Source organism: Massilia luteola, assembly GCF_034420155.1.
GTDB classification, from domain to species: Bacteria; Pseudomonadota; Gammaproteobacteria; order Burkholderiales; family Burkholderiaceae_D; genus Telluria; species Telluria luteola.
Genome location: NZ_JAXOFN010000023.1, coordinates 87,328 through 111,021, shown reverse-complemented (window position 1 = coordinate 111,021; position 23,694 = coordinate 87,328). Strand labels below are relative to the sequence as shown.

Here is a 23,694-nt window from a genome sequence, read left to right as displayed (position 1 = left end):
AACCTGGTACGCCTGGAAATGGCGCGCACCGCTGAACAAGCCAAGTGCGCCCCTAGTGATATCAGCTTTGTGTTCGCCTTGTCAGCATTTCAATTCGAGATGCAGCATGTCGCGGCCTTGCAGGCCCAAGGAAACATACCTGGCGTCTTGAAACGTATGCGTGAAAGGATGCTACTCGAACTGAATGTCTACCGACCCGGCCGAAAGTTCGACCGGGTCACTAAAGCCAAGCCCCAGCGTTATCCCGAGCGCCGCCTTCGAAGAACCTTAACTTAACGGCATTAGGCTCTGACCCCGAATTCACGGTGTGGCCTGTCTTTTTTGTCGATGCGGCGATGGTAGCGTGTAGCAACGCATTATTATTCCCGGATCGGCGGTTTTAGCGATTGCGTATGTGACCGCTAACAGCGACAATGACGTTTCAACTATAATGCGCACGCCGCCGCCATCGGCCGGCACCGTGCCGCGGAGACGATCCTACTTGTCCGCCATGCGCGGCCGCGGGCCATACGGCCCGTCATGACAGTCTTCCCGGCCCTTTGCCGCCTTCGCTTCCGGCCTCGCCCGATTCACCCCCTGCGATAGAGGACTGAATGAGACTTACCCTGCACCGCACGCTGATTGCGCTAACATCCGCGCTCGCCATCGTACCCTCGGCCTTCGCCGCCCCGCTGACCACCCTGGACCGGAACGGCGCCTGGGTGACGGTGGAAGCGTATGGCCCGAACGTCGTCCACGTGACGATCGCCGTCGACAAGGACGAAGTCCTCAAGGGGCCGGGCTACGGCATCCTGGCCAAGCACGCCGACAACGGCGCCTTCCGCCACGCGGCGGGCAATGACGGCGACACCTTCACGTCGAACGGCATGACCCTGCATGTGAACGCCGCCCCGCCGGCGCGCACGCCGAGCCAGCCGGAGAAATACTTCGCGCCGTCGCTGGCCCCGGTCGGCCTGCAGGTGAAGAACGCCCAGGGCGAGCAGATCCTCGACATGCAGGGCTGGGAGATGTCGCCGCAGACCGTCTCCGGCGAAAAGACCTACCAGGTCGGTGCCACGTTCGCGGCCGCCCGCGACGAGCATTACTACGGCATGGGCCAGAACCAGGAATCCACGGGCGCCCTCGACCTGCGCGGCCGCACGCTCGACTGCAAGCACTGGTACGACGCGCCGGCCGGCGAGACCGTGTGCGTGCCGTTCATGGTGTCCTCGAAGGGCTACGGCATCGTCTGGGACAACCCGTCGGCCACGCGCTTTTCCGCCGGCATCCACGGCCGCACGACGTTCCAGTCGAACGTGGGCGAGCGCGTGTCGTTCTTCGTCATCACGGGCAAGACGGCGGACGAGATCTACTCGGGCTACGCGCGCCTGACCGGCAAGACGCCGATCCCGCCGAAGGCCGCGTTCGGCCTGATCCAGTCGAAGGCGCGCTACGACAGCCAGCAGGAAGTGCTGCGCGTCGCGAACACCTACCGCCAGAAAAAATACCCGCTCGACGTGATGGTCGTCGACTGGTTCTACTGGACCCGCATGGGCCAGATGGACATCAACCCGGCCGAGTTCCCCGATCCGGACGGCATGAACAAGCAACTGCACGACATGGGGATGCAGTCGATCGTCTCGATCTGGCCGCGCTTCGAAACGGCGGGCCGCTACTTCAACGAGCTGGACGCGAAGGGCTATCTGCTGAAGGACAAGGACGGCAAGACCGTCGACGGCCTGCCGTTCCGCTCCGACCGCACCGGCGGCCTGATCGACGCGACGAATCCGAAGGCGAGACAGTGGTTCTGGGAGAAGGCGCGCGACAACGTCCTGTCGCACGGCTTCGACTACCCGTGGCTGGACGAGACCGAACCGGACCTGGTGCCGGACGGCTTCTTCTACTCGATCGGTTCGGGCGACCGCTACCATAACCTGTTCCCGCTGCTGCACGTTGAAGGCTTTGCCGACAATATGCGCGCGTGGAAGCCGAACAAGCGCGTGCTGATCCTGTCGCGCGCCGCCTACCTCGGCTCGCAGCGCACGGGCGCGCTGTTCTGGTCCTCGGACGTCAACGCGACGTGGGAAGCGCTGCAGCGCCAGATCCCGACGGGCCTGAACATGACGGCGTCGGGCATCGCCATGTGGGGCAACGACATCGGCGGCTGGCAGTCGATCCCGGCCACCAGCGGCGGCACCAAACCGCCGCTGCTCGATCCGTCCGACGCGCGCGACGTCGTCGGCCAGAACAACGACTATCCCGAACTCCTGACGCGCTGGTTCGAGTACGGCACCTTCCTGCCGACCTTGCGCTTGCACGGGCAGCACAAGCACACCGACATCTGGTCGTTCGGCAAGCAGGCGGAAGCCGTCCTGTCGCACTACGACGCGCTGCGCTACCAGTTGATCCCGTACATCTACAGCCAGGCCAAGTTCACGCACGACACCGGCGCGCCGTTCATGCGCGGCCTGTGGATGGACTTCCCGAACGATCCGAACGTCGCGAACATCGGCACCGAATACATGTTCGGCCCGGCGTTCCTCGTGGCGCCGGTGACGGAGCAGGGCCAGACGGAAAAGAACGTCTACCTGCCGGCGGGCAGCGACTGGTACAACTTCTGGACCGACGAGAAGCTGGCCGGCGGCCAGTGGGTCAAGGTCGCGGCGCCGATCGACCGCATCCCGGTGTTCGTGAAGGCCGGCTCGATCGTCCCGCTCGGCACGGCGATCCAGTCGACGGCGACGAAGCAGGGCATCGCCCAGGTCAAGGTCTACCCGGGCCGCGACGGCACCTTCGACCTGTACGACGACGACGGCGTGTCGTACGACTACGAAAAAGGCAAGGGCACGACGACGCGCCTGCACTGGAATGACGGCGCGGGCAAGCTCACGGCCAGCGGCGGCGACGCCAACGTGGCGAAGAACCTGCCTGGCCTCGTGAAGGTCGCCGGCAAATAATCGCGGCACATCGTGAACGCCGTTCCCGTCCTCGCGGGAACGGCTTTTTTTTATGGCTGTGTTCGCGTGCCGCAGGCAAGCGGGCATTGCCTTCCTCCCTTGGCTACCGGCGGCAACGACAGCGCCGCCCGGCTCGGAAGCGCCGGCCACGCGTCCGGACACACGACATCCCGACCGCGGCGTTCATGCCCGGCATTCCCTGCGCGCACGCGCGCGCGCGGCGGTCCCGTTCCGGCAGCGCGGCATCCGCGACAGCGATGCGGCTGGACGGATTCCTGAACAGCGCCGCGCGGCGCGATTCCCCTTCCGAAGACACAAATGGCCGGCCGGCGCGAACGTGGCGCAAGCCCGGCATGCGCCATGAATAACGTCAGACATCATATCTGTTGTTATCGTATAACACCCCTAACACGGATTTTGTGGTAGCGGATAGCAAGCCTCCGAGTGAGCAGGCCTCCCTATGATGCCTGTGATACGAATTCCGGTATCGATCGCGAAAAAAAAATTATTGGTTACGTGGTATTTACTCAAGTATTTTACTGACATGTCAGACGTCGTACTTGGAAAGCCCTCCGCAGAGGCGATTTCATCCGTCTCGGGTAAGCGCCTGCCGACAGTGTGGCAAAGGTTGTCCCGCGCCGAAAAATGTTAGCGTTTAACATTTTGTGTTAGTGCGATCCGGGACGAATGTCCGATGTACCCGTGTCAGGAGACCCGTTCCCGAGAAAAACAAGCGCATCAAGCAGTTCCACCTCGATACACAAGACGAAAAAGGCCGCCGAGGCCATCCGATAAGAAGATAAAGAGGAGACATATGAAGCAACACTGGAAAGGCGCCGCCCGGCGCAGGGCACCCTATTGCCGCGAGATTTACGCGTTGACGATCCTGGCCGGCCTCGTGTCGAGCGCCTGGGCGCAGGACGCCGCGCAACCGGCCACTACGCAACCGGCCGCCGCGCAACCGGCAGCCGCGCAACCGGCAGCCACGGCGCCCACGGCGGCGCAGGCCGGCGCGGATGCCAAGAAACCGGCAGCCGCCGCGACCGTCACCGTCACCGGCTACCGCAGCTCGCTGGCGCTGTCGGCCAACGAAAAGCGCGAGAACAACGGCCTGACCGACACCGTGTTCTCGGAGGATATCGGCAAATTCCCCGACCCGAACATCGCCGACGCCCTGTCGCGCGTGCCGGGCGTGACGGTGACCCGCGCGGCCATCGACGGCGAGGGCATGAACATCTCGATCCGCGGCATGGGCCCGGCGTTCACGCGGGTGCTGCTGAACGGCGCGCCGATGGCGTCGGCGTCGGCCGGCAGCTGGGGCGGCAACATCAGCGCCAACCGCGAAGTGGACATGGACTTCCTGCCGTCCGAACTGTTCCGCAGCGCCACCGTGTACAAGAGCCAGCGCGCCGACATCATCGAAGGCGGCGTGGCCGGTACGGTCGACACGCGCAGCGTGCGTCCGTTCGACAAGGCCGGCTTCCGCTCGGCCTTCACGGCCAGCGGCAATTACCGCGACAAGGACGGCAAGTGGGGCAATACCGGCTCCGGCCTCGTCAGCAATACCTGGAATACGCGCTTCGGCAAGGTCGGCGCGCTCGCCGGCTTCGCGTGGGGCAACACGAAATACCACACGGACGTGTTCCAGACCGTGGACATGCGCACCGTCCGCCTGAATGCGAACCAGCGCAACGCCTCCGATCCGGCCGCGCTCCCGGGCGACTATTTCAACAGCCCGGCCACGGTGCCGTCCGGGATTCCGCTCTCCGTGCTGCCGGCCTATGCGCAATCGCTGCTCAAGCCGGGCGCGCCGATCGACCGCGCGATGCTGCTGGCGTTGAATCCGGGCGCCACGATCCAGCAGATCGACAACGGCCTGATGGGCCGCCTGCCGCGCTACCTGGTCTATGACGGCGAGCGCCGCCGCCGCGGCGAGGTGCTGAGCTTCCAGTGGCAGCCGAACGACCAGTGGGACTTCTATCTCGACACCCTGTTCGCCCAGAAGGGCAACAAGATGACGCAGGAAGACATGAACGTGGGCATGCGGTCGAATACGCCGATCCCCATCGGCATGACGTTCGACCGCAGCGATTGCTCGGCCTATTGCACGATCACGGGGGCGACGCTGGCCGACACGTTCTGGTCGCTCGAATTCCGTCCGATGAAGGAGAACACGCACTTCCGCAGCGTCAATCCGGGCTTCGAGTACCGCCCGACCGACAGGCTGACGATCGACGGCCACGTCAACTACACGGACAGCGAGTTCTATCGCGACATGCCGACCGTGCTGGTGGCGACCACGTCGCCGTCGTCGGTGGTCAATTACAGCAACACGGCGCCGGGCAAGATCCCGGTCATGACCAGCAATATCGACATCAACGATCCCAGCGCCTTCGGCTGGTACCAGGCGGGGCAGGGCCTGTCCGGCCTGCGCACCGACCTCTACCAGCGCCGCAACACCACCAAGGGCACGCGCCTGAACCTGAACTGGGGCGACGACACGTTCGCCATCAAGGTGGGCGGTTCGTTCGACGACATCGCGCGCCGCTTCACGGACTACAACAACGCCGACGCGTGGATGAACCTCACCTGCGGCAACAACGTCAGCTACCCGTTCTATGCGCCCAACACGGCCCTGCAGGGAAGCTGCGACGGACGCTCCACGCCGGGCGCCGCCGTCGCCGCGACGGCCTATCCGGGTTACGGCACCGGCTCGACCGCGGGCCTCACGAACCAGCTGGTGTATCTCGGTTCGGCCGTCACGAATGCCGACCTGGCCAAGTACGTGCACGCGAGCGATCACGGTTTCGTCACGGTCGACTGGGACAAGTTTGCGAAGGACACGAATTACCAGTACTTCCGCGACCGCATCATGGACGTGCCCACGACGGGCGGCGGCTACCTGCGCGAGAAAGTGAAGGCGTTCTACCTCGAGACGAACGGCAAAGTGCCGCTGTTCGGCCGCACGTTCCGCTACAACGCCGGCGTGCGCTATGCGCAGACGGAGCAGACGATCGGCGCGCCGCAGAGCGTGGCCGATCCGCGCAACGCGGCGCAGAACCTCGCCAACGGCGGCCGCTACCCGAACCAGCAGACCTGGGCATACGAGACGATCAAGTACCACAACGTGCTGCCGTCGTTCACCGTCTCGTACAACATCCTGCACGACCTGATCGCGCGGGTGTCCGGCTCCAAGTCGATGACCCGTGCGAACCCGGCCGACCTGCACCAGACCCAGTTGTCGATCGGCGACCAGGGCGTGAACCAGGGCAGCGTGTCCAATCCGAACCTCAAGCCCTTCAAGGCGAACAACCTCGACCTGGGCCTCGAGTATTACTTCAGCCGGGAAGGCTATGTGGCGCTGGCTGGCTTCGCCAAGGACATCGTCAGCCGGCCGGGCACGCGCTACATCGACTACACGCTGGCGCAGCTGGACCAGATCTACGGCACGGTGGGCCTGACGGGTGCGCAGCAGGCGGCGGTGGACGCGGCCGGGGGACGCGACCAGAAGCACGTGATCATCAGCGAGCCGTACAACATCGACACCAAGCTCAAGGTGCGCGGCTTCGAATTCACGTGGCAGCAGCCGCTGGACATGTTGCCGGTCAAGGGTTTCGGCTTCACGGGCAACTTCACGTACACGAAGCAGACCGACGAAGTGGTGGGCTCGCCGCCCGTCGCGGGCGTGCCGCCGCGGACCAACAACCTGACGCTGTATTACGAGCGCAACGGCCTGAACCTGCGCGTCGCGCGCCAGTACACGTCCAGCCTGATCAGCAATACCGGCACGGGCCTGGCGACGTGGGCGTATGCGTACTCGACGTCGCGCTCGCAGGTGGACCTGTCCGCCGGCCTGAACCTGCAAAAGCTGTTCGGCTTCCGCTACAACACGGAGGTGACGCTCAGCGTCTGGAACGTGAACAACGCGAAGAGCCAGAACTACACGCAGTTCACCAACGCGATCTTCGACGAGAACGCGCCCGGCCGCAGCTACACCATGTCGCTGCGCACGGCGTTCTAAGCTTGCGTCTCCCCGGGCCGTCCGCGGATGGCCCGGTGTTCATAGAGCGGCCACGCGGCCGCTCTTTTTTTTTCGACGTCAATCCGCAGCGGCATCCGCCCACGTGAAACGCACGCCGTCGCTGCCGTCCGGCAGCGGCCCCGGGCTGTCCGCGCGGACGGCGTGCGTGGCCGGATCGATGCGCAGGAAGCGGTTCGTCGCCAGCGACATCAGCACGAGTTCACCCGTCGGCGTCTCGATCCACTGGAAGCTTTGCGCCTGTCCCGGCGCGCCCTTGCGCAGGCCCACGCCGCCTTGCGCGTCGACGCTGACCCACGCGGCACCGGACTGCAGCGCGACGCGGCCCAGGCCCATGTCCTTGACGGCGAGCGGCGCGGCCCCGCCGTGCCCGGGCATGAACGCGTCGCCCGTCTTCCACCCGGCGAGCCGGATCCGGCGGCCGTAGGGAATCGCGCGCATCAGGCCGTGCGGGTCTGGCTGGTAGACGTCGATGCTGTCGAAGTCCGCATGGCCGCCCGCTTTGCCGGTCTGGTTGTAGTCGAACAGGGCGTAGCGCACGCCCTGGAACGTCTTCAGCTGGAACACCATCGTGAACGGCTCGCCGATCGGCGCGAACGTCTTCCCGTCCGTCGACCAGCTGAAGCGCGCCTGCTCCGTGAGGAAGTCGCAGTCGGCGCGCAGCATCACGCGCGTCGCGCCGGCCGGCAGCGGCACGCGCACGGTGCGGTCGCGCGCCTGGTCGTACAGCGCCACCTGCAGGCCGGCGGCCGTTTTTTCCACTCCCAGCGTCGCGTACGGGAGGTTCAGCAGCGCCAGCCCGGCGACGTCGCCCGCGGCCAATCCGGACGCATCCAGCGTCACCGTGGGCGACGAGCGCGGGCCGATGGCGCGCTGCGTCAGGCTGTTGCGCGCGTGCCAGAACGACGTGGCGGGCAGCGCGTGCAGGCGCAGGAAACCGGGCCGCTCCGCCAGCGACCACTTGCCGTCGACGGGGACGTGATTCCACTGCCAGACGGGTTGCAGGGCCGAACCCGAAAAATCGTCGCTGCGCGCATACGGGACGGCGATGGGCGAGGGCGCGGCCGTCTTCGGCTTGACCCACGTGCGCGGATTGCGTCCCAGGTTGCCGGGCAGGCCGAAGTAAGGCCAGCCGTCCTTCCAGGTGATCGGCGCGAGGCTCAGCAAGCGGCCGACCGAGTTAAAGTCCTGCATCGAGAAGCCCCACCATTCGCCGGCCGGCGTCAGCACGATCCCGCCCTGGTGCAGCGAATCGGCATTGCGGGCCGACGGGTCGGGCGGCACGATCGCGGTCGGCGTGTTGTTGTCCTTGAGGCGGTAGCCCCGGGCCATGCCGTAGTCCTCGTCCTTGCTGATCGCCCGGTTCACTTCGTACGGGCCGTCGATCTTGTCCGCGCGCGCGGCCGGCATGCGGAAGCCGCCGGCGTAGTTGGCGCTCAGGATGTAGTACTTGCCGTTGATCTTGTAGAAGTGCGCGCCTTCGCCCATGCCGGCGTCCTGCGTGAACAGGACCTTTTCCGTGCCGGGCACGATATCCGTCAGGTCGTCCGTCAGCTTGGCGAGGTGCATGCGCTGGTGGTCCCACACGACCCACGCCGTGCCGTCGTCGTCGAACAGCACGGAGAGATCGTGCAGGCCGCGCTTCATTTCGCGGCGCGTCCACGGCCCGCGTGGATCGGTCGCGGAAAAGATTTGCGTGGCGCGGCCGTTCACGTTGCTGAAGATGTAGAACGTGCCGTTCCGGTAGCGCAGGCTGGGCGCCCAGATGCCCTGGCCGTAGATGTTCTTGCCGTCTTCCAGGCGATAGGCGGGGCCGAAGTCCAGCTTGTCGACGGCATAGCCCAGGAATTCCCAGTTCACGAGGTCGCGCGAGCGCAGGATGGGCAGGCCGGGCATCGCGTGCATCGTCGTGCCGGTCAGATAAAACCAGTCGCCCACGCGGATCAGGTCGGGGTCGGAGAACTCGTCGTAGAACAGCGGATTCGTGAAGGTGCCGTTGCCGTTGTCGGCCGTCCAGGTGGCGGTCGACAGGCCGGCGGCGGGGCGAGGCTCTTCCTGTGCGCGCACGTGCATGCAGGCGACGGCGGCGCAGGCGGCGAGGGCCGCCGCGACGAGGCGCGGCGGGCGGGGGCGAAGTGGGGTCATGGGAGGTCCGGTGGCGTGCAGGTCATCCGGCAATGTAGGGCATGCCGGCAAGGGTTGTCAAAACCACAGCGGTGCGCCGGCGGTCGCCGGGGACGATGCCCGTCGTCGCGCGCAAGTCATTGTTATTGCGGGGCTTTTCCTTTCGTCCCGCGGTGGATGGCGTGGATCCGGCAAGCGATCGTCCATATTTTGCAACTAACCGACGGATGCGATACCGAATCCGACATCGGTCGCCAGGAAAAAGTCATCGCACGGCGCCGTCATACGACGATTTTCATGCCAGGTTGGCCTTGGCGAGGCCGAAGTCCTTGTCGTACGAACCGGGCACCGTCCTGAACGCGACGTCGATGCGGTTCCAGGCGTTGATCGCCATGATTTCGTAAGTCGGCTCCGTGAGTTCCAGTTCCGTGAGGTCGTTGATACGCTGGGTTATCGGTTTCTCCTGGCTGGTGGTCGATGCCGCGACGGTGCGGCATGCGAGGCGTGCAGGCGGCGCGGCGCGCGGCCGGCAGCGCTCGCTGCGGCCGCGCGGTGGTGACCGGAACGCACCAATCAGCGCGCCAGGCGGACCCCGGCGACGACCAGCAGCAGCGCCGGCGCGAGACGCCACCATGCGCCAGCGGCCACGGCGCCTGTGACGGCCAGCGCGAGCGTGGACAGCACGGGCGTCAGGTAGGACAGCGACCCGATCGTCGCCGCGCGGCCCGTGCGCATCGCGCGGTCCCACAGGACGAACGCCAGCCCGAGCGGCCCCGCGCCGATGGCCGCCATCGCGGCCAGCTCCGCGCCCGTCGGCCGGTACGGCGTTTCGAACAGGCCGTGCGCGCCGGGCGCGAGGATGCCGGCGCCGAGGCAGAAGCCGCCCGTGGCCCAGGACGAATACGCGGGCAGGCGCGCCGGCAGCAGCGAATACACGGCCCAGGTGAACGCGGCGAACACGGCGAGCGCATACCCCGCGAGGTGCACGGCGGACAGCGTCGACGCGGACGGCGCGATGACGAGCGCCGCGCCCGCGAACGCGATGGCGCAGCCGGCGAGCTGGCGCGGCCGCGGCCCCGTCCCGCCGGCGCGCGGGGCCAGCACGACGATCAGCAGCGGCCACAGGTAGTTCAACAGGTTCGCCTCGGCGATGGGCGCGAGCCGGAACGCGGCCACGAGGCTGGCGTGATACAGGAACAGGCTGGCCACGCCGAAGCCGAGGACGGCCGCCGGCACCCGCCATTCGCGCCACCGGTGCGCGGACGCGAGGCTGCCGCAGCACAGCGCGATCCCGGTCAGCAGCAGCGGCGGCGTGTTCCCCGCGAACCGCACGAGGGTCGCGAACGCCGCCCACAGCAGGATGGCGCCGAGCGCGCAGGCCCAGGCGGTGCGCGTCATGGCAGTCCCGCGCAGGCCTGCGCCGCCGGGGCGCGCTCGTCCAGGCCGAGGGCGCCGGTCCGCTGCGTCATGTCGTCGACGAAGCCGCGCACGCTCGGCGGCATGTGGTGCCGGCTCAGGTGGCAGAGGAAGTGGCCGCGGTCGTCCGGCGCGCAGTTCACGCAGGCGTGGCCGGCCAGGTCGTCGGGCGCGCGCGGCAGGCCGTGCTGCTGCGCGTACGCGGGCGCCGCGCACACGAGCATCCGCATGGGCACCAGCCGCTTGGCGACGATCCGGCTGTCGTCCATGCGGCCTGCCAGCGCATCGTTGCCGTCATGGCTGTACCCATGGCCGGACCGCGGGGTCGAAACGTGTGTGAGGCTGTCGCGCACGGCTTTCCTGTCAGAGCGATAAGATGCCGATGGTAGCCGTGCCGATGCCGCGCAGGCAATGACAAAATCCCGGACTTACCGCCAGCGGCCATCCGTGGCCGCCCGCCCTTCCGCGCTTGTGTTTTACATGGGGCGCGGGCATACTCGATGGCTCTTCCGTACCGGGCGGCGATGCCGCCCTTTCCGACAGCACAGCATGAAATCGAACGGCCTGTCCCTGCATCACCCCTTCGCGTTCTGGGCCGGCACGGCCGCCATCGTCGCCGGCGTGCTGGCGCACATCCCGATGTTCGTGTGCGCGTCGCACATGGGGTACCGGATGGCCGGCATGGAGATGGACGCCCTGATGCTGACGGGGATGGCCCTGATCCCGCTCGGACTGTTGTTGGCGGCCTACGGCGTGATGCCCCGCATGGCGCGGCTGCGCGCGGGCACCCGCGCGCGCGGCGGCCTGCATTTCCACATCGCCGACGGCATCCCGCTGAACCGCCACCACTGGTATCTCGTCGCCGTGCTCGTGGTCGCGCTGACGATCGACGTGATGAAGCCGGCCACGCTCGGTTTCGTCATGCCGGGCATGACCCGCGAATACGATCTCGCCAAGCAGTCGGCGGGCATGCTCGCCTTCGTCGCGCTGACCGGAACGACGGTCGGTTCCGTCGTCTGGGGTCTCGTCGCCGACCGCTTCGGCCGGCGCGCGACGATCCTCCTGTCGGCCCTGATGTTCATCGGCACGGCCATCTGCGGCGCGATGCCGTCGTTTAACTGGAACCTTGCCATGTGCTTCCTGATGGGCGCGTCGGCCGGCGGCCTGCTCCCGATCACGTTCACGCTGATGGCCGAGATGATCCCGGCCGCGCACCGCGGCTGGCTGCTCGTCGCGCTGGGCGGGCTCGGGAACTCGGCCGGCTACCTCGTCGCCGCCTGGTCCGCCAGCCTGCTGGAACCGGTCTACGGCTGGCGCGTGCTGTGGCTATTGGGCCTGCCGACGGGCGCCATCATCATCCTGCTCAGCCGCCTGCTGCCGGAATCGCCGCGCTTCCTCGCGACCAACGGCCTGCCCGACCAGGCGCGCGCCGTGCTGGCGAAATTCGCCGGCGTCGTCGACGCCGACGCGGCGTGCGGGGCGGCCGACGCGGCCGAGGCCGACCGCCCGTCGTCCGGCATGCGCGCGCTGCTGCAGGGCGGCTACGGCCCGCTGACGATCGGCATGGGCGTGGCCGGCATCGCCTGGGGCCTGGCCAACTTCGGCTTTCTCCTGTGGCTGCCGACGAACCTGCGCGCGATGGGCATGGACGCCGCCACGGCCACGAGCCTCCTCGCCAAGTCGGCATTCCTCGCGCTGCCCGGCACGCTCGTCGTGATCTGGCTGTACCACCGCTGGAGCACGATCAACACGCTCGTGACCTTCATCGGCCTGTCGTGCGCGAGCCTGCTGGGCTTCTTCCTGCTCGGCCATTTCGGCGTGGCGTCGACGGCCGCCATGGTCGTCGCGACGGTCGCGCTGCTGGTCTCGGCCAGCGGCGTGATCGCCACCCTGATCCCGTACGCGTCCGAAATCTACCCGGTGCACCTGCGCGCCACCGGGTCCGGCGTCATCGCGGCCGGCTCCAAGCTGGGCGGCATCCTCGGCGCCGGCTTCGGCGTCGTGGGCCTGTTCGGCAACGTGGCACTGGCCGCCCTCGTGATCGCGGCCCCGATGGCCGTCGCGGCGCTGCTGCTGGCCAGGAACGGCATCGATACGCGCGGCCGCCGGCTGGAAGAGATCCAGGGGCTGATCGCTGAGCCTGCCGCGCTGGGCTGAACGCCGCGGCCGCGTAAGCCGGCAATTCATTACCATTCGATTACATTTGCCTGGCGATTTGTCGTATCGCGATCGAATCGCGTCAATTGGCGTTGCATTTGTTGCCGCATGTATTTATTGTTTCCATACGGATACAATAAATACATGCGGCCATCGCGGCGGCACCACCTCACTTACGATAGAGAACATCATGGGCTTACAACGTCGCCTCGAGCATCTGCTGCTCTGGCATAAATTCGCGATCCTGAGCGTCGTCGGCGTCATCGTCGCCGCCATCCCGGCCACGCTCTACCTGCAAGAGACCGGCAAGGCGCTCGACGCGCTGGAGCTCGAAGCCCACGCGCGCGCGCCGGTGGCGACGATCCTCGCTACGATCCAGACCACCCAGCAGCATCGCGGCCTGGCGGCACTGGTGGTCGGCGGCGTCGCGGAATCGGTTCCGAAACGGGAAGCGAAGCAGCGCGAGGTGGACGGCAACTACGCGGCCATGGCGGCGATCGTCGCCGGCATCCGCGATCCGCGCCTCGACCAGGCGTGGACGGACGCGAAGAACGACTGGGAAACGTTGCGCGGACGCGTGGTCGCGCGCACGATCACGGTGCCCGAGAGCTACGAGGCGCATACTGCCCTCGTGCCCAGGCTGCTCGAGGTCGAGGACCAGGTGGCCGACCACTACGGCCTGAACCTGGACCCGGACGTCGATTCCTACCAGCTGATCCAGGCGATCTATTATCAGTTGCCCTACCTGTCGGAGGAACTCGGCAAGATGCGGGCCAAGGGCGCCGGCATGCTGGCGACGAAGAGCGCCAGCCCGGAAGACCGGCTGGCCCTGTCCGCGATCGTGGCGCGGGTCGCCGACCGGCTGCACCAGACCACCAGCCAGTTCGACAAGGCGGCGCGCGCCAATCCGGGCCTGACCGCGCCGCTGGCAGGTCCGATGCGGGACGTGCGCGAACAGGCGCAGCAGACCATGAAGCTGGCCACGGAGCAGATCGTGAAGGCGGACCCGCTCACGTTCTCCGGACCGGAGTACGTCAGGCTGACCACGGCCGCCATCGATGCCCAGTATGCGTTCGCGGACAAGGCCACGGAACAGTTCAACGGCCTGCTCGACGCCAGGATTTCCACGCTCCGGCATACCCGGCTGGGCATGCTGGCCGCGGTCGCCGCCCTGTTCGCGTTCGGCGGCCTGATGCTCTACGTGATCGCCCGCTCGGTAACGCAGCCGCTGAACAATGCCGTCGAGATCGCGGAACGGGTCGCCTCCGGCGATCTCACGGCGGCCATCGCCACCGAAGGCCGCAACGAAACCGCGCGGCTGCTGTCCTCCCTGGGACGCATGAACGACAACCTGCGCAAGATCGTGCGTGAAGTGCGGGTCAGCGTCGACACCATCGGCGCCACCACCGGCGACATCGCCAACGGCAATGCGGACCTGTCGGCGCGCACCGAATCGCAGGCGTCCAACCTGGAAGAGACGGCGGCGTCGATGGAAGAGATCACGGCGACCGTGCGCCAGAATGCCGAGAATGCCGCCCAGGCCAACCAGGTGGCGCGCCAGGCCTCCGCCGTGGCCGAGCGCGGCGGCCGCGTGGTCAGCGACGTGGTGGCGACGATGGAAGCGATCAACGCCAGCGCGCGCAAGATCGTCGACATCATCGGCGTCATCGACGGCATCGCCTTCCAGACCAACATCCTCGCGCTGAATGCAGCCGTCGAGGCGGCGCGGGCGGGAGACCAGGGCCGCGGATTCGCGGTGGTCGCCGGCGAAGTGCGCAGCCTGGCCCAGCGCAGCGCGGCGGCGGCCAAGGAGATCAAGCAGCTCATCGACGAAAGCGTCGAGCGCGTCGAGACGGGCAACCGCCTGGTGACAGAGGCCGGCGCGTCGATGGAGGATATCCTGTCCAGCGTGCAGCGTGTGTCCGGCATCGTGTCGGAGATCGTCGTGGCGTCGCGCGAGCAGGCGGCCGGCATCCACCAGGTCAACGACGCCATCTCGAACCTGGACGACACCACGCAGCAGAACGCCGCGCTGGTGGAGCAAGCGGCGGCGGCGGCCGCGAGTCTCGATGACCAGGCGCGCAACCTGGCCCATACCGTGAGCGTCTTCCACATCGGCGACGACCGGCCGGCGCAAGGCGCGGCGGCGTTGCCGCGGCCGGCGCCTGTCGTCAGGCTGGCGGCGTAAAAAAGGCCGGGCATCGGCCCGGCCAGGAAATGACGGCCCGGGTCTCAGGCCGCGTGGTGACTGGCGCTCGCGTCGTTCGCAGCCGGCGCGCCCTTGACGCTGCCGCTGCCCGCGTCCATGCCGTCGTCGTGGTGGAACGGCGCGAACCACGTCGCGAGGAACGACGGGATCGTCGCGATCATGACGGCGACGAAGTAGCTGACATACCCCAGGTACTCCTGCAGCACGCCGCTGATCGTGCCGGTGACCAGCATGCACAAGCCCATCAGGCCCGTGCCGAAGGCGTAGTGCGTCGTCGTGTACTTGCCCGGCGCGAGCTGCTGCATCAGGTAGATCATGTAGCCCACGGAGCCGAAGCCGAAGAAGAACTTCTCGACGATGACGCCGGCCGCGATCGTCCACGCGTCGGAGGGCAGGGCGATGCTCATCGCCAGGAACGTCAGGTTGGGAATGTTGACGGCGCAGCACAGGATGAACAGCGTGCGTTTCAGGCCGCGCTTCGCGACGAACATCCCGCCCAGCAGGGAGCCGACGAGCACCGCGATCAGGCCCCAGGTGCCGTAGATGATGCCCAGGCTCTCGTTGGACAGGCCGAGTCCTCCCTTCGCGGGTGAATCGACCATGAAGAAGGGCCCGATCTTTTCCAGCATGCCGATGCTGAAGCGGAACAGGAACGCGAAGGCGATCATCTTCCACACGTCGCGTTTCTGGAAGAAGGTGACGAACGAATCCCACAGGATGCCGGCGGCGCCGCGCACGCTGGTCGGCGTGTTTTCCGCGCGCGCGCCGTCGGGCATCACGCGCGCATGCCAGGCGGCCATCACGAGGATGATGGCGGCGACGATGAAGAAGATCACGCGCCACGCGTCCATCCAGTCCGGCCCGAATACCTTCGGGTCATGGTGGAACACCTCCGTGTGCAGGCGTCCGCTCAGGTAGACGAGGAAGCCGGACGCCACGATCGGCCCGACGTTCCACGACAGGCTTTGCACGCCGCAGTACAGCGCCTGCGTGCGCGTGTCGAGCGACGTGACGTAGACGCCGTCGCTGGCGATGTCCTGCGTCGCGCCGATGAACGACATGACGACGAACATGGACAGCATCAGCACCATCCAGTTCGGCATGCTCATCGCCAGCCCAACGCCGGCGAAGCCGAGCGCGATGAGCACCTGCATCAGCAGCACGAAGAATTTCTTCGTCCGGTACATCTCGACGAACGGCGCGAACAGCGGTTTCGCCGTGTAGGCGAAGATCAGGACGCTCGAATACGCGGCGGCGCGCGCATTGTCCATGCCGATGTTCTTGAACATGATGGCGGTCACGCTCGTCAGCATGACGTAGCCCATCGCCATCGTGAAGTACCCGGTGGGTACCCACAGCAGCGGGTGGCGGATGCGGTCAGGCGTGCGCATGATGGGCCGTCGCGACGGAGTCGATCGGGGCGCGCTGCGCCGCGGCGCGGGCGTCGACGAGCTGCTGGTCCAGCATCGCGGCCGCGCCGGCCAGTGCGGGGTAGGGCGCGTGAATCACGTACACCGGGATCTGCCTGCAGAAGTCGGTGAAGCGGCCCTTGTTCTCGAAGCGGGCGCGGAACGACGACTTGGCGAAGAACCCGGCCAGGCGCGGCACGACGCCGCCGCCGATGTAGATGCCGCCGCGCGCGCACAAGGTCACGGCCACGTTCGCGGCCATCGTGCCGAGCGCGCCGCAGAAGATGTCCAGCACTTCCGCGCACAGCGCATCGCCCGCCAGGCCGCGCTCGACGACCTGCGCCGGTTCGAGGGCATCGCCTTCGATGCCGTCGATGGCGCACAGCGCCTCGTGGATGGTGGCGAGACCCGGACCCGAGATCAGGCGCTCGGCCGACACGTGGTCCCATTTCGTCCAGCAGTACGCGAGGATCGCCTGCTCGCGCGCATTCGACGGCGAGAACGCGACGTGGCCGCCTTCGCTGGGCAGCACCTTCCAGCGGCCGGCGTCGGGAATCACGCCGCCGACACCGAGGCCGGTACCCGCGCCCACGAGGCCGATCACGGCGTCCGGGCTCACGCGGGTGCCGCCGACCTGTTCGAGGTCCGCATCCGCGAGGCTGGGCACCGACATCGACAGCGCGGCGAAGTCGTTCACGACGAGCAGCGTGTCGAGGCCGAGGTCGCGGCGTGCGGCGTCGATGGAGAACTGCCAGTGGTGGTTGGTCATCTTGACGAAATCGCCTTCGACCGGATTCGCGATCGCGATCACGGCGTGGCGCACTTCGCGCGCGGCGCCGGGGTGGCGCGCCAGGTAGGCGCGCACGGCGTCGGTGAACGTCGGGTGGGCGGCGCAGGCCAGCGTCGCGATTTCCTCGATGCGGCCGGGGCCGCGCTGCAATGCGAAGCGGGCGTTGGTGCCGCCGATGTCGGCCAGCAGGCGGGCGCCGCCGAAAAGCACATCATCCATGGTGTCCCTCATGTCTTGCTCGGTCTCCTGTTGTTCTTGGCCGCGGCGGCGTCAGGCCGCGCGCAGCGCGGCGCGCTGGCCGGCGATGAAATCGCGGTACCAGAGCGCGCTCGCCTTGGGCGTCCGCTGCTGCGTGGCGTAGTCGACGTAGACGATGCCGAACCGCTTGTCATAGCCGGAGTTCCATTCGAAATTATCCATCAGGCTCCACAGGAAGTAACCGCGCACGTCGACGCCCTGGTCCATCGCGGCCTTGAGGGCCTCGAGGTGGGTGCGGACGTACTCCAGGCGCTGGGTGTCGTTGACCTGGCCGCCCTCGATCGCATCGACCGAGGCCATGCCGTTTTCCGTAATGTACACCGGCGGCAGGTCGGGGTACTCCTGTTTCAGCTGCACGAGCAGATCGGTCAGGCCCTGCGGGTAGATTTCCCAACCCATGTCGGTGAAACCCATGCCGCCTTCCGGCTTCTTCGGCGGGACTTCCGCGCTCATCACTTCGCGGCGGTAGTAGTTCACGCCGAGGAAGTCGAGCGGCTGGGCGATGATGTCGAAGTCGCCCGCGTGCACGACCGGCGCGTCGGCGCCGTGCGCTTCCAGCGACAGCGCCGGATAGCGGCGCTTGAAGATCGGGTCCATGAACCACTCGATGGAATTGGCCCATTCGAGTGCGGCCAGGCGGCGGTCCGCGGCGGTGTCGGTGGCCGGTTCGGCCGTCCATTGGTTCAGCACGATGCCCAGTTGCGCGGTCGGATTCACGGCGCGCATCGCCCGCATGGCCAGGCCGTGCGACAGCAGCAGGTGGTGCGACACCTGGATCGCCTGTTTCTTGTCCGCGACGCCGGGCGCGAACTGGCCGTTGCCGTAGCCGAGGTTCGCCGTGCACCACGGTTCGTTGTGCGTGGCGATGGCGGCCACGCGGTTGCCGTAGCGGCGCGCCACCTCGGCCGCGTAGTCGGCGAAGCGGTGCGCCGTGTCGCGCGACATCCAGCCGCCGTCGTCCTGCAGGCCCTGCGGCAGGTCCCAGTGGTACAGGGTGATGTGCGCGACGATGCCCTTTTCGTCCAGCGCGTCCAGCAGGCGCGTGTAGAAATCGAAACCGGCCTCGTTCCACGCGCCCTTGCCGGTCGGCTGCACGCGGCTCCACGCGATCGAGAAGCGGTAGGCGCCCACGCCCAGCGACGCCATCAGGGCGACGTCTTCGCGGTAGCGGTGGTAGTGGTCGCAGGCCACGTCGCCGTTGCTGCCGTCGATGATGTTGGCGGCATCGTGCGAGAACGTATCCCAGATCGAAGGGCCCTTGCCGTCGGCGTCAAAGGCGCCTTCGATCTGGAAGGCGCTGGTGGCGACGCCCCACGTGAAGTTGGAAGGAAAGCGGATGGAGTCGGTCATGATGCTTCGGTTGGTCGTTGTAGGTTGAAACTTTTGAAATCGATTTCATCGTACATGCGCCATTGCCCGGGTGTCAAATAGATTTTTTCCCTGCAAGCCGCCCGCCGACATGTCAAACCGGCATGTCCTGGTGTATATTCACGAGCTTCGCGGCAACTGCCGTGTCGAAGAACCAGGCCGAAACGCATGAAAAAGGATTCCAGCAGCCCGCAGATGGTCACCGTCCACGAGGTCGCCCGTGTGGCGGGCGTGTCGGCGGCGACGGTGTCGCGCTTCCTGAACGGCACCGCCAAGGTGTCCGAGGAAAAGCGCCAGGCCATCGAAAGCGTCATCGAAAGGCTCAATTACAAGCCGAACGTGCTGGCGCAGAACCTCAAGACGGGCAGCTCGCGCACCATCGGCGTGCTGACGCAGTCGCTCGTGTCGGGGTATTTCGCCGACGCGATGGCGGGCATCGACGAAGCGCTGCAGGGCACGGGCTACGCGCCGCTGATCGTCTCGGGCCACTGGCATGCGGACGAGGAGGCCGAGCGCATCGAGCTGCTGATCGCGCGGCGCGTGGACGGCCTCGTGATCCTGAGCGGCAAATTGAAGGATGCGCAGATCCTGAAGCTGTCGCAGCGCGTGCCCATCGTCGCCTTCGGCCGCGACCTGAGCGCGCCGCGCGCCTACGGCTTCTGCCTCGACAACTACTGGGGCGCCTGCGAAGCGGTGGGCCACCTGATCGCGCAGGGGCACCGCAACATCGCGTTCATCACCGGTCCGTCCGACCACCAGGATGCGCTGGCCCGCCTGGCCGGCTACCGCGACACGCTCGCCAAGCACGCCATCAAGGAACAGCAGCAGCTGATCGTGGGCGGCGACTTCCAGGAATCGGGCGGCCTGCTCGCGGTCGAGCGCCTGCTGGAATCGAAGCAGCGCTTTTCCGCGATCTTCTGCGCCAACGACCTGACGGCGTACGGCGCGCGCCTGGCGCTGTACCGGCGCGGCATCCGCGTCCCGGAAGACATCTCCGTGATCGGCTTCGACGACCTGCACAGCTCCATGTACACGACGCCGCCGCTGACCACCGTGCGCCAGCCGCTGTTCGACGTCGGCAAATGCCTCGGCCGCGCCATCGTCAAGATGATCGGCCACGAGACGCTCGACATCGAGGTGCCGCAGCTGAACCTCGTGGTGCGCGAGTCCGTCAAACCGGTCGACTGATCGACAATTCGGGCTCTGACCCCGGTGTTCAGGCTGCGAAGCCGCCGTCCACGGCGAGGTCGGCGCCCGTCACGAAGCCCGCTTCCGGGCTGGCCAGCCACGCCACCATCGACGCGATCTCCTGCGGCCGGCCGTGGCGCGGCAATGCCATGAAGGCGTGCAGCGACTTGCCGAAATCGGTGTCGGCCGGGTTCATGTCCGTGTCGACGGGGCCCGGCAGCACGTTGTTGACGGTGATGCCGCGCGGGCCCAGGTCGCGCGCGAGGCCCTTCACGAGGCCCGTCAGCGCCGATTTGCTCATCGCATAGACCGCGGCGCCGGCGAACGGCACGCGCAGCGCGTTCGTGCTGCCGATGTTGATGACGCGCCCGCCGTCGCCGAGGTGGCGCACGGCCGCTTGTGTCGCGGCGAACACGGCGCGCAGGTTGACCGCGACCGTCTTGTCGAAATCCGCGAGCGAAAATTCCGTCACGTGCCCGCCGAGGAACACGCCCGCATTGTTGACGAGGATGTCCAGCCGGCCGAACTTGGCGACGGCCGCGTCGATGGCCGCCGTCAGCGCCTGCGCGTCGGCGACGTCGGCGCGCAGGGCCAGCGCGCGGCCGCCGGCGGCCTCGATGCGGCCGGCGAGCGCCTGCGCGGCGGCGTCCGACGATTGGTACGTGAACGCGACGGCCGCGCCGTCCCGTGCCAGGCGCTCGACGATGGCGGCGCCGATGCCGCGCGAACCGCCGGTGACGAAAGCGACTTTGTGTTCGAAATGCGTGGTTGCCATGCTGTTCTCCATTCGGTTGGGGTGGTTGATGGATGCAGTATCATTCCAACTCCCGGTTCAAACTAGCCGGACAAAACGCGTAAGACTTTCAACTGCGGGTTAAAGATCAGCCATGAACGACGCTTTCGTCCACCTCGATTCCTTCATCCACAGCGCCGAGGACGGCGGCTTTTCCGCCGCCGCGCGCCGCCTCGGCCTCACGCCGGCCGGCGTCAGCAAGAACGTCGGCCGGCTGGAAGCGAGCCTCGGCGTGCGCCTGTTCCGGCGCAGCACGCGCAAGCTGAGCCTGACGGAAGAGGGCGAGCAATTGCTGCGCGAGGTGGCCGAGCCGTGGCACCGCATCCAGGACGCGATGGCCGTCGTGCGCCAGGGCGCCAACCACGCCGCCGGACCGTTGAAGGTGGCGCTGGCGCCGGCCGTCGGGCGCATGCATTTCGTGCCGATGCTGGCGGAATTCCGCCGCCGCTATCCCGAGGTGCTGCCCGACCTGCATTTCGATAACCGCCAGGTCGACCTGATCGCGGAAGGGTTCGACGTGGCCATCGGCGGCGGCGTCGAGCTGCCGCAGGGCGTCGTCGCGCGCGAGCTGGCGCGGGTGCGCATCGTGCTCGCGGCGTCGCCCGATTACCTGGCGCGGTGCGGCACGCCGCGGCATCCCGACGACCTGCCCGCGCACGACGGCATCGCGCGCCGCTCGATCCGCTTCGGCCGGCTGCAGGCGCTCACCCTGCGCGACGACGCCGGCGGCGTGGCGCCGTACGAATGCCGGCCCGTGGCCGTGCTGGACGATCCGGAAGCGATGGCGCACGCGGCTGCGGCGGGACTCGGCATCGCGCTGCTGCCGGCGCCGCACGCGGGGCCGCTGCTGGCCGATGGACGGCTCGTGCGCATCCTGCCGGACTGGTATGCGGAGACGGGGCCGCTGTTCCTCTACTATTCGAGCCGGCGCCTGCTGCCGGCCAAGACCCGGGTGTTCGTCGACTTCGTCGTCGAGCGGTTCCGCGAACTGGGCCTGGCCGCGCACTTCACCGGCTGACGCCGGCCGCGCGGCGGCGCTACCACTCGCAGCCGCTGCCGTCACCGCATCCTTCAACAAGGGCAGGACGGCCAGCAGGCCCAGGCCCAGGCCGGCGTTAGGCCGTGCGGCAATCGTTGCGGCCGCCGCGTGCGATGCCGCGCCGGCCCGGGCGGCAAGCGGCGATGAGCATCCGGAGCAAAGCTCACGCACTGTCACGCCACTGACATTTACCCTTCATACAATGTACGATTGCCAATAACCAGCAACCCGACCGAAAGACCGACCGCATGCGACCCTCCCGGCTGAAGACTTCGCTCACCCTGATCACGTGCGCCGCGCTGTGGCTGCCCGGCCCCGCATCCGCCGCGCCGGCCGCCAAACCGGCCCAGGTCGCCGCGTCGGTGAAGCCGCCGAAGCTGGTGGTCGTGATGGTCATCGACGGCCTGCCGTCCGAGCAGGTGCAGCGCTACCGCGGCCAGTTCGGCCCCGGCGGCCTGCGCCGCCTGCTGGAGCAGGGCGCGTCGTTCACGGACGCGCACCAGGCCCACGGCATCACGGTGACGGCCGTCGGCCACTCGGCCGTGCTGACGGGCGCCTATCCCTACCGCCACGGCATCATCGGCAACAACTGGATCGCGCCGGATGGCCGGCAGGTCTACTGCACCGAGGACACCCGCTACCACTACATCGACGAAGAGACGGACCCGCACGACGGCACGTCGCCCGCGAACCTGCGCGTGGACACCCTCGGCGACCAGCTGCGCTACGCGAGCGGCAACCGCAGCAAGGTCGTGACCGTGTCGGGCAAGGACCGCGGCGCCATCCTGCTCGCCGGCAAGACCGGTACGGCCTACATGTACATGGACAAGACGGGCGATTTTGCCAGCAGCACGTATTACTTGGACCGGTATCCCGCCTGGGCCGAGCGCTTCCGCGCCGCGAAGCCGCAGGACCGCTACTACGCCAAGTCGTGGACGCCGCTGCTGGACGACAGGGCCTATGCCGACGACGCGCCGTACCCGGAGCCGACGACGTCCGGCACGAACCGCTTCCCGTTCACGTTCTACAGCGACAGCGGCAAGCCGGCGGCCGATTATTACGTCCGGCTGAAGAAGAGCCCGGCCGTGGACGCGCTGACGCTGGAATTCGCCGAGGCCGCCGTCGACGGCGAACGGCTGGGCAGCAATCCGACCGGCGCCACCGACCTGCTGGGCGTGAGCCTGTCCGGCCACGATTACGTGAACCATGCCTACGGCCCGGAAAGCCGCATGTCGCACGACCACCTGCAACAGGTCGACCGCCAGATCGCGCAGTTCTTCGCGTTCCTCGACAAGCGCGTCGGCATGGACAATGTGCTCGTCGTGCTGACGGCCGACCACGGCTTCGCCAACACGGCCGAGTTCTCCCGCGCGCAGCACGCGGACGCGCTGCGCGTGAACCCGCGGGCGCTGCTGGACAAGCTGGACGCTCATCTGGCCGAGCGTTTCGGCGTCGCGAAACTGGTCAAGACGTCGCTGTTGCCGGAGATTCACCTCGACTACGCCGCCATCGAACGCCGCGGCCTCGCCCGTGCCGACGTGGAAAATGCCGCCGCCCGCTTCCTGCTCGCGCAGCCGGGCATTGCGGAGGTCTTCACGCGCACGCAGCTGGAGCAGGGCGTCGCCTCGACGTCGCGCCTGGGCACGCTGATGCAGCGGGCCTGGAACCGCGCGCTGTCCGGCGACCTGCTCGTGGTGACGACGCCGTACACGATCTTCAGCAGCGGCACGTCGGGCGCCAGCCACGGCACGCCCTGGCAGTACGACACGTCTGTGCCGCTGCTGATCATGGGCAAGCGCTGGATCCGTCCGGGCGAGCAGGCCGGCTATGCCGAGGTCGTGGACATCGCGCCGACGCTCGCGCAGATCCTGCACGTGCGCCGTCCGGCGGGTTCGGAGGGGCGCGCGCTGACCGAGGCGCTGCGTTGACGGCGGCGCCGGGCGACGCGGCGGACTCGCCGGCCGCTAT

14 protein-coding genes and 2 pseudogenes are annotated in these 23,694 nt (G+C 67.6%); 8 read left to right on the top strand and 8 right to left on the bottom strand.

Annotated elements, in window-relative coordinates; all coding sequences use genetic code 11:
- From U9J41_RS21390 to U9J41_RS21380, 3 genes and pseudogenes are all read left to right on the top strand, one after another.
- Nucleotides 1-276, top strand: a pseudogene (locus tag U9J41_RS21390) (IS4 family transposase); the annotation flags it as partial.
- A gap of 317 nt (nt 277-593) precedes the next feature.
- Nucleotides 594-2,936, top strand: a complete 2,343-nt coding sequence (locus tag U9J41_RS21385; protein WP_322404180.1) for a glycoside hydrolase family 31 protein — start codon at nt 594-596, stop codon at nt 2,934-2,936.
- Between the two features lie 814 nt (nt 2,937-3,750).
- The gene (locus U9J41_RS21380; protein ID WP_322404179.1) at nt 3,751-6,957 is read left to right on the top strand and encodes a TonB-dependent receptor; all 3,207 of its coding nucleotides are present in this window, start codon (nt 3,751-3,753) and stop codon (nt 6,955-6,957) included.
- 78 nt (nt 6,958-7,035) lie between these two features.
- Here the strand turns inward: U9J41_RS21380 and U9J41_RS21375 are convergent, their stop codons facing one another.
- The 4 genes and pseudogenes from U9J41_RS21375 to U9J41_RS21360 form a co-directional block, all read right to left on the bottom strand.
- A complete protein-coding gene (locus U9J41_RS21375) occupies nt 7,036-9,120 on the bottom strand; it encodes a glycoside hydrolase family 43 protein (protein WP_322404178.1) in 2,085 nt (694 codons plus the stop codon).
- 274 nt (nt 9,121-9,394) lie between these two features.
- Nucleotides 9,395-9,526, bottom strand: a pseudogene (locus tag U9J41_RS21370) (carboxymuconolactone decarboxylase family protein); the annotation flags it as partial.
- Between the two features lie 146 nt (nt 9,527-9,672).
- On the bottom strand, nt 9,673-10,497 hold the full coding sequence (locus U9J41_RS21365; protein WP_322404177.1) for a DMT family transporter: 825 nt from the start codon (nt 10,495-10,497) through the stop codon (nt 9,673-9,675).
- Entirely contained in the window at nt 10,494-10,868 is a 375-nt protein-coding gene (locus U9J41_RS21360) for a type 2 periplasmic-binding domain-containing protein (RefSeq protein WP_425260864.1), read from the bottom strand. Before U9J41_RS21360 ends, U9J41_RS21365 begins: the two co-directional genes overlap by 4 nt.
- Before the next feature lie 196 nt (nt 10,869-11,064).
- Here U9J41_RS21360 and U9J41_RS21355 point away from each other — a divergent pair, with 196 nt between their 5' ends.
- Both U9J41_RS21355 and U9J41_RS21350 read left to right on the top strand, forming a co-directional pair.
- Complete coding sequence (locus U9J41_RS21355) at nt 11,065-12,672, top strand: MFS transporter (RefSeq protein WP_322404176.1); 1,608 nt, start codon at nt 11,065-11,067, stop codon at nt 12,670-12,672.
- Nucleotides 12,673-12,862: 190 nt separating this feature from the next.
- Nucleotides 12,863-14,860 (top strand): methyl-accepting chemotaxis protein, encoded by a 1,998-nt coding sequence (locus U9J41_RS21350; RefSeq protein ID WP_322404175.1) that lies wholly within the window; start codon nt 12,863-12,865, stop codon nt 14,858-14,860.
- A gap of 44 nt (nt 14,861-14,904) precedes the next feature.
- On the opposite strand, the gene U9J41_RS21345 is transcribed toward U9J41_RS21350, so the two are convergent.
- From U9J41_RS21345 to U9J41_RS21335, 3 genes are read right to left on the bottom strand one after another with little or no spacing between them, the layout of a single operon-like run.
- Nucleotides 14,905-16,272, bottom strand: a complete 1,368-nt coding sequence (locus U9J41_RS21345; RefSeq protein ID WP_322404174.1) for an MFS transporter — start codon at nt 16,270-16,272, stop codon at nt 14,905-14,907.
- Nucleotides 16,259-17,299, bottom strand: coding sequence for a glucokinase (locus U9J41_RS21340; RefSeq protein WP_322404173.1), 1,041 nt, complete (start codon nt 17,297-17,299; stop codon nt 16,259-16,261). Before U9J41_RS21340 ends, U9J41_RS21345 begins: the two co-directional genes overlap by 14 nt.
- A gap of 51 nt (nt 17,300-17,350) precedes the next feature.
- A complete protein-coding gene (locus U9J41_RS21335; protein WP_322404172.1) occupies nt 17,351-18,688 on the bottom strand; it encodes a GH1 family beta-glucosidase in 1,338 nt (445 codons plus the stop codon).
- A gap of 186 nt (nt 18,689-18,874) precedes the next feature.
- Here U9J41_RS21335 and U9J41_RS21330 point away from each other — a divergent pair, with 186 nt between their 5' ends.
- A complete protein-coding gene (locus U9J41_RS21330; RefSeq protein WP_322404171.1) occupies nt 18,875-19,894 on the top strand; it encodes a LacI family DNA-binding transcriptional regulator in 1,020 nt (339 codons plus the stop codon).
- A gap of 28 nt (nt 19,895-19,922) precedes the next feature.
- Here U9J41_RS21330 and U9J41_RS21325 read toward each other — a convergent pair whose 3' ends face one another.
- Nucleotides 19,923-20,669 carry an SDR family oxidoreductase gene (locus U9J41_RS21325; protein ID WP_322404170.1) on the bottom strand — a complete coding sequence of 249 codons (747 nt, stop codon included), beginning with the start codon at nt 20,667-20,669 and terminating at the stop codon, nt 19,923-19,925.
- Nucleotides 20,670-20,781: 112 nt separating this feature from the next.
- On the opposite strand from U9J41_RS21325, the gene U9J41_RS21320 reads away from it, so the two are divergent.
- Both U9J41_RS21320 and U9J41_RS21315 read left to right on the top strand, forming a co-directional pair.
- Nucleotides 20,782-21,705: a LysR family transcriptional regulator gene (locus U9J41_RS21320; protein ID WP_322404169.1), complete on the top strand. Its 924-nt coding sequence runs from the start codon at nt 20,782-20,784 to the stop codon at nt 21,703-21,705.
- Between the two features lie 269 nt (nt 21,706-21,974).
- Nucleotides 21,975-23,654 carry an alkaline phosphatase family protein gene (locus U9J41_RS21315; protein WP_322404168.1) on the top strand — a complete coding sequence of 560 codons (1,680 nt, stop codon included), beginning with the start codon at nt 21,975-21,977 and terminating at the stop codon, nt 23,652-23,654.
- The last annotated feature ends 40 nt before the right edge of the window (nt 23,655-23,694 follow it).

What these genes read in the sequence shown, in the direction of transcription:
- U9J41_RS21385 (WP_322404180.1), top strand. Translation starts at nt 594, where the DNA reads ATGAGACTTACCCTGCACCGCACGCTGATTGCGCTAACATCCGCGCTC.
- U9J41_RS21380 (WP_322404179.1), top strand. Translation starts at nt 3,751, where the DNA reads ATGAAGCAACACTGGAAAGGCGCCGCCCGGCGCAGGGCACCCTATTGC.
- U9J41_RS21375 (WP_322404178.1), bottom strand. Translation starts at nt 9,120, where the DNA reads ATGACCCCACTTCGCCCCCGCCCGCCGCGCCTCGTCGCGGCGGCCCTC.
- U9J41_RS21365 (WP_322404177.1), bottom strand. Translation starts at nt 10,497, where the DNA reads ATGACGCGCACCGCCTGGGCCTGCGCGCTCGGCGCCATCCTGCTGTGG.
- U9J41_RS21355 (WP_322404176.1), top strand. Translation starts at nt 11,065, where the DNA reads ATGAAATCGAACGGCCTGTCCCTGCATCACCCCTTCGCGTTCTGGGCC.
- U9J41_RS21350 (WP_322404175.1), top strand. Translation starts at nt 12,863, where the DNA reads ATGGGCTTACAACGTCGCCTCGAGCATCTGCTGCTCTGGCATAAATTC.
- U9J41_RS21345 (WP_322404174.1), bottom strand. Translation starts at nt 16,272, where the DNA reads ATGCGCACGCCTGACCGCATCCGCCACCCGCTGCTGTGGGTACCCACC.
- U9J41_RS21340 (WP_322404173.1), bottom strand. Translation starts at nt 17,299, where the DNA reads ATGGATGATGTGCTTTTCGGCGGCGCCCGCCTGCTGGCCGACATCGGC.
- U9J41_RS21335 (WP_322404172.1), bottom strand. Translation starts at nt 18,688, where the DNA reads ATGACCGACTCCATCCGCTTTCCTTCCAACTTCACGTGGGGCGTCGCC.
- U9J41_RS21330 (WP_322404171.1), top strand. Translation starts at nt 18,875, where the DNA reads ATGAAAAAGGATTCCAGCAGCCCGCAGATGGTCACCGTCCACGAGGTC.
- U9J41_RS21325 (WP_322404170.1), bottom strand. Translation starts at nt 20,669, where the DNA reads ATGGCAACCACGCATTTCGAACACAAAGTCGCTTTCGTCACCGGCGGT.
- U9J41_RS21320 (WP_322404169.1), top strand. Translation starts at nt 20,782, where the DNA reads ATGAACGACGCTTTCGTCCACCTCGATTCCTTCATCCACAGCGCCGAG.
- U9J41_RS21315 (WP_322404168.1), top strand. Translation starts at nt 21,975, where the DNA reads ATGCGACCCTCCCGGCTGAAGACTTCGCTCACCCTGATCACGTGCGCC.